The 6873-nt window shown below is 59.3% G+C and carries 2 protein-coding genes; both read right to left on the bottom strand.

The features are described from left to right. On the bottom strand, window positions 1-5737 hold a 5737-nt coding region (locus tag V6X30_RS09760), incomplete at its 3' end, for a DUF4214 domain-containing protein (RefSeq protein ID WP_367984502.1). 224 nt (window positions 5738-5961) lie between these two features. Next, window positions 5962-6834 (bottom strand): sulfotransferase family 2 domain-containing protein, encoded by an 873-nt coding sequence (locus V6X30_RS09755; protein ID WP_367984500.1) that lies wholly within the window; start codon window positions 6832-6834, stop codon window positions 5962-5964. Between the last annotated feature and the right edge of the window lie 39 nt (window positions 6835-6873).

The following is a 6873-nucleotide window of genomic DNA, read 5'->3' as shown; positions in this document are numbered from 1 at the left end:
CCTGGTCTAGCGAACCGCCGTCCCCGTCACTGAGCTCAGTGAAGTCAACGCTACCGTTACCGGCGTTGGTGAGCGTGGCCGTACCATTGGTGTTCGTCACCGTCTCGCCCGCGGCGACATCGCCGGTAGTGAATACGAAACGGTCATCTCCATCACCACCCGTCAACTCGTCAGCGCCCGCACCACCAGTGATGGTGTCGTTGCCTCCACCGCCGGTGATCTGATCAGCGCCGGCGGAACCGGTGAGGGTGTATGCCACCGTATCCTCAGCCGATACGTCGATGACGTTATCGCCGGTTGCATTGCTGTCACCCGAAAGGTCGACCGTGCCGAATGCCGAGTTATTCGCGACCAGGTCGCTCAGCGTGATGCTGTAAGCATTCTCCGATGCAACCGCGGTGATCTGCTCCACGTTCAGGATGCTCTGCACGTTGTCAGTGGTCTCAATCGTGAAGACACCGCTTGTGCTGTCGAGCTGGAGGCTGTCGGTGTTAAGGCCACCGTCGACCTGAGCATCGACCAGCGTACCGTCCGCGTTGAAGAGCTCGGCATCGCTGTTGTAGCCGATGGTGTCGTCGCCGCCCCCTGTATCGATCACATCAGCACCGGCATCACCAAAGACTTCATCGTTGCCGATACCACCGGTGATCGTGTCAACACCCGCTCCGCCGATGAACGAATCGTTGCCATCATTACCCGTCAGGCTGTCGTTCCCCGCTCCGCCCTGCAGGAAGTCTGCAGCAGTGCTGCCGGTCATCACGTCATCGCCGTCGAAGTCGGCCGAGGTAACGTTGACCCCTTCGCTTCCTGCGGTAAGGGTGAGGTTGCTGGTGAACGCTGTCCCGGTGGTGTTCGAGACCTCAACCGCGGCATCACCGCTGAAGTCGTCGCCGTTATCCACCAGACTCAGCGTGACATCGCTGTCACCCGCGTTGAGCTCAACCTCCTCAACGCTCGAAACGTTGATGTTCGAGAAGTCGAAGGTGCCAGTGGTGTTAAGGCGAATGGCATCGTTCCCGGTGCCACCGTCAACCGTCTCGCCATCAACGAATTCGTTGAGATTGTTGTAGACGAACACGTCATCGTCGTCACCACCGACCAGGGAGTCGGCGTTGAGGCCGCCGGTGATGACATCATTACCTGCGTCGCCATCAATGGTGTCGATACCCGTTCCACCGTCGAGACTGTCGGCACCTGCGCCACCCACGATGGAGTCGTTGCCGGTACCCCCGGATACGTCGTCGTCTCCGTCTCCACCGTCGAGCGTATCGTCGCCGGCGTTCCCTTCGATGGTGTCATCGTCGCCGCCGCCGGAGACGTTGTCATTGCCGGCGCCACCGACGAGGCTGTCCGAGCCATTGTTGCCATCAAGGATATCGTCCCCAACACCGCCGGTGACGGTATCAGCGCCTCCGGTACCCAGGAAGTCATCAACCGCTGCACCACCGGTATAGGTAATGCCATTTTCAGTAGCGTTGTCGAGGTCGATGGTTACGGTGCCAGTTGCGTCACTTGCGTCGATATTGCCAACCGTTTCAACATCAGAAACGGTCATGTCGAAGTCGCCGGCGCCGTCGACCGTCGCACCGTTGAGCGATCCATCGGTCGCGCCGATCGTACCGAGGTTGACTGTGTTGCCCTCGGTCACGTCGATCGTGATCGCCCCGATCGTCTGAGCGACCGGGCCAGTGTTGAATGTCACGTCGGACTCAGCGGTCACATCGATGGTGCCGAGCGTTGCAGCAGTGACCGCACCGAGGGTGAAGCCCTGATCTGAACGGTTCGTCACCGTGATGTTGCCAACCGAACCGGTCGTATTCGCGGTGACGGTACCGAGGTCGGATGCACCATTGTGACCCGACCCCGTCAGCGTCACATCGATATTCCCGATACTCCCGCCAACGGCAGCGCTGGCTACCAGGTCGCCACCGTCAAACTGGTCAGCCGCGTTGACGGTGACGTTGCCAATGTCGCCGGCCTCGGCAGTCACATTGCCAAGGGTCAGGCTAGTGCCACCGTCAAGCACGTCAGCATTGATCGACTGAATCGAACCGGCCGTAACATCGCCCAGCTCCGATGCGCCGAAGTCGTCTTGGAAATCGAGGTCCACAACGACATCCTGGGCACCGGATGCATCGACTGCGCCGGTCGTTACAACGGAGCCGTTTTGGGCATCCACCGTGAAGCTGTTGAGGTCGGAAATATCCTCGGCATCGTTCGGGTCAATGGCGGTGACATCGCCTAGGCCGATATCACCGCCACGCCCGGTGAGCGTCAGGCTCTCAAGCGAGGGCGCACTCACATCGCCCACGGTCAGATTATCTTCGGCCGTCGTGAAGGTCGCACTCGTGAGTGCGGCGTCACTGGTCAGGCTGTCGAAGTCGAGGTTCTCGCCACTGCCGTCGTCGCCGCTGTCGGCAGTGATCGTCAGGCTCGTGACGTTTCTAGTGTTGAGCGTCCCATTATCCAGATCGGCGGTTGCGCCGTCGTTGTTAAAGGTAATCGCGGTATCGACATTCTCGCGGCCACCCAAGACGACACCGGGGTTGCCGTTGATTCCGTCCTGGCTAACCGTCACGCCATTTTCGAGATTCTGCAGGGTGAGATTACCCTGGGCATCCAGCTCGACCGTCTCAAGGCCGGTCGTGTTGGCGCCGTCGAAGGTCCCGCCGTTGATCTGAAGGTCAACGGTCTCGATGTCATTCAGGGTCGGCGCAACCGAATTTCCATTATCAATCGTCGCGACTACCTGGTCGTTACCGCTGTTGCCGGTCACGGAGTCTTCGCTATCGAGGTTGCCATCAAACCGGAATGTCGCTGCCTGCGAGCCGCCCGTAAGAGCTTGGCTTGCATCGCCTGCGGTCAGATCGAGCGACCCATTCAGATCGGACGCATCAAAGGTGGAAACGGTGATCGGATCTTCTCCGCCGATAACCAGATCGTTGTTACCAGACACATCCACCGTACTAAGTGGATCACCGTCGGACTGCAGATCATCCACAACTACACCGTCACCAACCACATCGTCGATGACGAGGTTTAGCTGCTCAACATCGACGGTGGCAACCGCCTCTACATCGAGATCATTACCCGCGTCACGGTTGGTCAGCGTGAGGTTGGCAACCGCGTCTGAGGCGCTGTCGGATAGATTGATCACGACACTGTTGAAATCCGCCGGTGCATTGGCCCCATCGATATTACGGGCAATGAGCGTCTCTCCATCGACACCATTAAAGGTGATGCTCTCTACCTCACCCTGTTGAGTTGTCGCGATCGCTGTGGAGAGCCCGCTGATCAGCGAAACATTAGCGACGTTCGGCTGATTCGTCGCGGCATTCATTGTCACATCCAGCGTCTCGAACGCCGTGATGTTCCCAAGTCCGGCCTCGTTATTGGTGAAGTTCCCCGTCACGGAGAACGTGTTCGAGCCTGTGCCACCCGAGATCACGTCGTCCGTCTCAAGGTTAACCCCAACCTCGACCGTGTCGTTGCCGGCACCGCCGTCGACAGACAGGGCACTTGCCTGGTGCGCGGACACATCCAGGGTGTCAGCACCGTCACCGCCCGTGACCGAGACCGTGTCTGTCGCCGCATCCTGATTGGCGAGGGTGAGGTTGACCGCCCCGGTTCCGCTCACATTGATGTCGGTGGCATTGATAGTAAGACCGTCCACGTTGACGGTCTGGTCCACCTCACCGGAGACATTGATCGTCTCGGCGGAATCCATGCTGAGGCTGTAGCTGCTCGCCGCAGTGACTGCTTCGGCGGCGGCGACAGAGACAGTCTCGACACCGCCGACATTGATCGCACCGACATCAGCGCCCTGAACCACGATCGACTGCTCGTCCTCGCTGCCAGAGACGACATCGGCGTCGTAGGTCAGGGTGTAATCGCCATCTCCATCACCACCGACCACGCCGGCGGTCACGATCGAACCGACGTTCTCGACGCTCAGGTCCTCCGTGCCGCGGTCATACCAGACCTGGCTGAGATCAGAATCCCAATCTGCGGCATTGATCGTCTCGCCATCGGTGTCAATCACCCGGGCGTAGACCTGCTCAACACTGGTCAACACGACGTCCTGATCCGGGTTGTCCGCGTTCACCGTGTAGTTGAGCCGATCAGTTCCTTCGCCGGCATTGATGTTATCGCCGGTGTTGTACTCGTCGTTCACCGCGACGATCGTGTCATCGCCTTGGGTGGTGCGGTCATTCGCATCGCTCGCATTGGGGGCGAGCACATCGATCCCGGTGGTGAGCTGGAACGTCTCACCGACCGGATCAACATCGTTGACCGTGACCTGTGCCTGAAGGCTGTCGACCTCGAAGGTCAGAGTCTCGGGATCTTCAATCTGGGCATCCGTTGCGACCGTGACCGTGACAGCCGCCTTGCCGTCATCGCCGACCGTCATGGTGCCACTCAGTGCACCGTCGATATCCGCCGCCTGCACACCGGAGATGGTGTAGGTGTAGGAGTCCCCATTGACCACCTGGTTGGCGTCGGTAAGCGTGAAAGTCACCGACTCACCCTCGAAGAGCGACTCGGTGCTTGCCGTGAGGCTGAGGTCCGGCTGTGTCGTTTCATTAACCGTCACAGAGGTGGACTCACCCGCCACCGTGAGCTCCATCGTCTCGCTCTCATCAAGCTCCGCATCCTCTGCGACCTCGACGGCGAGGGTGGCCTGGCCATTGGCGTCCGTAGTCACCGTGCCGGTGAGCGGCGTATTCAGATCCGCACCCTGAACACCGGTGATCTCGTAGTTGTAGGAAACCCCTTCGCCAACATTCGTGGTATTGAGCGTGAAGACAACCGAGTTGCCCTCGTCGACCGAATCAGCGCTTGCAGAGAGCTCGAACGTCGGCGTGAGCTCGCTGACGGTCACGTCGGCCGTCTGACCCGCAACCTCGAGCGACAGTGTCTCGGTCTCGGCGATAACCGCGTCTTCGGCCACATCGACGGCGATGCTCGCCTTGCCGTCGGCATCAATCGTGACGGTACCGGTGAGCGGGCTAGTCAGGTCGGCAGCGTCGACGCCCGAAATTTCATAGGAGTACTCGGTGCCAGCGGCGACGTTGGTAGTCTGGAGGTTGAAGATGACCGATCCGCCCTCATCGACGGACTGCGCACTTGTAGTGAGAGTAAAAGTCGGGTCGGTGTCCTTCGCAACTTCTGCGTCGACGAACTGCTTCACCGCGGCAGGCGTTGAGGTGTCAGTGTCAACCGTCACCGCATCAATGAGGTCGGTGGAGACTTTGATATCTTCCTGACTCGGAGTCCCTGCCTCGCTGACTTCCGTACCGTAGTAATCGGCAACAGCGACTTTGTTCTCAAGCAGCTGCTTGGTCTCTAGCCGCAGCGGATCCTCGCGGACAGGGTTAAGCGCCGCGTTGATCATATCAACGATGACGTCACCGGCTGGTCGGCTGTCCAGCGCCGCCGTCCAAAAATCGATTCCTTCCTGATCCTGCTGATCCGGACCGCGACCCAGAACATTCTCATAGAACTGCCGCACTATCTCCTCGTTGGAGAGGAAAGCAGGATAGTAGGTGCTCGCACCCTGGCTCTGGAACATATCCTGGGCGATCGACTTGATCGCCTCTTCAGGCGAATCGCCCGAATCCACGCGGGTTACATAGCCATTAGCCCAAAAACTCAGGCCGTCCCGATCAGGGGCACGACCCAGCAGCCCCACATAAAGTTCGATGATATCTGTTCGGATCTCTTGGGTGATCGCCATCTTGGCTTTCCTCCGACCAACATTGTTACCGGTTAGTGCCGCAGAGCTTACAGCTGTGAAGCTCTACAACAAAGTATCCCGCGCTTTTCGCAGACTGCTTGAGACTATGCCTAAGGTTTTATGACGATTCAACACATATCCAGGATCAGCCGAAAAAGGTGTGACCGGCGCCAAACAACGGCTTGGGTCTGTGACCCACAGGCCCAAGTCGTTGTTTGACCGAGTCACGCGTGCCCGCACAACACATGCTCAATGCCGCTATCGAGCAACGCCTGAGCACAGATAGACTCGATCGGATCAAGGTGCTTTGGTAGATGGTCTGCGAGCCCGCCGCGCTGAGGGGCCCGCTTTTCTATTGTCGTCCTGTTGTGGTGACCCACCACCGGCATACAGCCACACCAGGCCCTTAAATCACTCTTTAGCTGATCAATCTGATCGATCTGGAAGCCGACAATCTGAACATCCTGCTCGGGCACACATAAGCATTGCGGCCGCCAGTGCGGGTCGAGGAGACCAGCGGGCGTCGCAGCGACATATTCGGCGAACTGTCGAAAGGTGATACCCCTGGCGAGGTCTGGAGCATCAGTACATTGCATAGCCGCGACCACAGGCGCCGTGTGCACCCGGTTGCCCGGTAGCAGCCGATTGCGAACGAACTTCTCCAGATAAGCGCTGACAAGCCGCTCGAGCGGATCCCGCATCACGACAAAGCGGAACCACCTTGGCTCCGTCAGAAACCGCTCGACATCCTCTCTAGGCCAGTCCTTTAGCTGCAAGCCCGTTTGATAGAAGTCAAGGCATTCATGCACATGCGCCTGCGCGGCCGAGTCCGCCGGAAACCCCGCCAGATCCAGCATCATACGCTTCAGGGTGGAGCAGGCGTTCTTGGCAATGGGCACATACATCAGCCGCAGCGAGGGGATGACCATGATCTGAGAGTATGGCCAGCCCAAAGCTACATGGCTTCCCCTTGGCCACCGGGCGTCGCCGTAGGCCTTCACCTCGGCCGGGAGCTGCGTCCAGAGGCCATCCAGGATGTCCAGCAGCTGTTGAGTGGCGGGATCAGAAACCATGAGCAACAGTTCGCGGCAGCGCATCCAGGCCGCTATCCAGCGCTGCAGTTATATGCTCCGCGC

Source organism: Spiribacter sp. 1M189 (assembly GCF_040838345.1).
Lineage (GTDB): Bacteria > Pseudomonadota > Gammaproteobacteria > Nitrococcales > Nitrococcaceae > Spiribacter > Spiribacter insolitus.
The sequence above is the reverse complement of the archived record's forward strand: the minus strand, read 5'-3'. Positions and strand labels throughout refer to the sequence as shown.